Below are 1,449 nucleotides of genomic sequence, written 5' to 3'. Positions count from 1 at the left end.
GCCGCAGAGGCCGGGCCCAGCCTGCCGGAGGCGATCCGTCGCCAGCTGCGGCAGGTGCAGCACGAGGTAGCGCCGCTCCGTCATTCCGCGCCCATCTCCACGGGTGCGAGTGTCGCCGTGGCATGATCCCGGGCCACGCGCCACGCATCCGGCTCGGCGCCGATCCATAGGACCGCCCCCGCCGCGCGGGCCAGCAGCAATGCGCAGAACGCCAGCGTGGCACCCGCATCCGTCGCTCGAACCTCGTGCAGGGCGGCTCGCGCCAACCCGCGGCCCGGCAAGGTGCGGTCGATCGCGTCGCAGATGGGGATCGTGCCGCTGTCTCGCGCAGCGCCGCCGCGCTCCAGGTGCGCGACATTGGCGCGAAGGGAGGTCAGGAGGGCAGCGCGGTCGAACGGCTGGTTAGCGGCAGCCATGCCGCACGGCCCTAGCCGGTGCTGTGCGGGCGCGCGGTGCGCGCCTTCATCACGACGTACCCGGCTCGGCGCAGATGTTCCGCGAGCCGCTCCGCGGCAATGCCGGCAGCGAACTCGCCGCCGCCGCGGCGTGGCTTGCCACGCTCATCATAGCGTAGCGCATAGGACAACACTTCGGCGATCTCCTCCGAGGTGGCGGCAGTCAGCGCGGCTCGGTCCGAATCAGGTTCGAGATCGTCAGTCATGCAGCCACGTTACGCGCTGCTGCCCGAACAAATCAAGAACGATTCGCCACATTTCAACGTGGATTTCAGAAGAAGCCATTGAATCGGCGTGATCCCGGCCGTTGTTATGCCGGGGAAGGTGACCCCGCCCCAGCGTGTTGTGGTCCGATGCAGCGGCGCCCGGCGCGGCGGGCGAGGGCACCCGGCTGTGCTTGGTCTCCTGCGGCGGGCTTACGGAGCTAGCTTGGGGATGGGCGATACTCCTTTCCGGTCGCCCTCATCCAGTTCGGCGCGCGATTTCATGGTGGTGCGCGTCGCGCAGCTGCGGGCTGCGCTCCGCAGCCGCCCGCAGCTTCAGCCATGCCGCATCGAGCCAACGTTGCGAGACGGGCGGAGCGCCCGCCACCAGCCGGGCCAGCGCCGTGACCGGCACCACGGCACCGGTCAGTTCGCCCTCGAACTCGGCACTGCCGGCCGCGATGACATGCGCCCGTACCAGCACGGCACGATCCGACACCAGATCCTCGACCGCGCGGCGGTGCCGGTAGTTCTGCCGCAACGGGTTCGGCAGCGTGAAGCGCTCCGCGCTGCCGGGAAAGCGCTGCCGCCACTCGCGGCCATCCACCTCCCCCGACACGATGCCGGCATAGCGCTTGGTTTCCAGCACCAGCACGGCGTCCGACGCTCGGACCAGGTGGTCAATCTGCGTCAGGCCACGGCCGTCGCGCACGATGACGTCATGCAGCGCCGCCGCACCCAGTGCCTCCAGCACCTCGCGGACCGACGCCTCGCTCTTGGCGCCCACGATC

Annotated in this window: 3 protein-coding genes; all 3 read right to left on the bottom strand. The window is 70.2% G+C overall.

All coding sequences use genetic code 11. The features are described 5' to 3' along the window. Positions 1-80 precede the first annotated feature (80 nt). Complete coding sequence (locus tag ROTAS13_RS24415) at positions 81-416, bottom strand: hypothetical protein (protein ID WP_075823659.1); 336 nt, start codon at positions 414-416, stop codon at positions 81-83. Positions 417-427: 11 nt separating this feature from the next. Beyond that, the gene (locus ROTAS13_RS26770) at positions 428-661 is read right to left on the bottom strand and encodes a hypothetical protein (RefSeq protein WP_139323564.1); all 234 of its coding nucleotides are present in this window, start codon (positions 659-661) and stop codon (positions 428-430) included. A gap of 256 nt (positions 662-917) precedes the next feature. After that, positions 918-1,449, bottom strand: a 532-nt coding sequence (locus tag ROTAS13_RS24410; protein WP_075823658.1) for a nuclease-related domain-containing protein, incomplete at its 5' end; no start/stop codon positions are given.

The sequence above is a fragment of the Roseomonas sp. TAS13 genome, assembly GCF_001950415.1.
GTDB classification, from domain to species: Bacteria; Pseudomonadota; Alphaproteobacteria; order Acetobacterales; family Acetobacteraceae; genus Roseomonas; species Roseomonas mucosa.
This window is presented reverse-complemented; position numbering and strand designations above follow the sequence as displayed.